The following is a 365-nucleotide window of genomic DNA, read 5'->3' as shown; positions in this document are numbered from 1 at the left end:
ACCGTGTTGTTGAGCGTGCCGCCCACTGCGCTGCCGACCTGGCCGACGGTGCCGTTCAGTGCGCCGCCCACTGCACTTCCAACGGTACCGACAGTACCGTTCAGCGCGCCACCGACTGCGCCGCCAACCGTGCTGACTGTGCCGTTCAGTGCACCGCCAACTGCGCCGCCAACTGCGCCCACCGTGTTGTTGAGTGCGCCGCCCGCTGCACTTCCAACGGTACCGACAGTGCCGTTCAGAGCACCGCCAACTGCGCCACCGACTGCGCCCACCGTGTTGTTGAGCGTGCCGCCCACTGCGCTGCCGACCTGGCCGACGGTGCCGTTCAGTGCGCCGCCCACTGCACTTCCAACGGTACCGACAGT

The 365-nt window shown here is 67.9% G+C and carries 1 pseudogene; it reads right to left on the bottom strand.

The features are described 5' to 3' along the window. Window positions 1-365 (bottom strand): annotated as a pseudogene (locus tag RCF13_RS07370) (hypothetical protein); the annotation flags it as partial.

The sequence above is a fragment of the Stenotrophomonas maltophilia group sp. RNC7 genome, assembly GCF_030910085.1.
GTDB lineage: Bacteria > Pseudomonadota > Gammaproteobacteria > Xanthomonadales > Xanthomonadaceae > Stenotrophomonas > Stenotrophomonas sepilia.
Note: the sequence above shows the minus strand (reverse complement) of the source record. Positions and strands in the feature narration are given on the sequence as shown.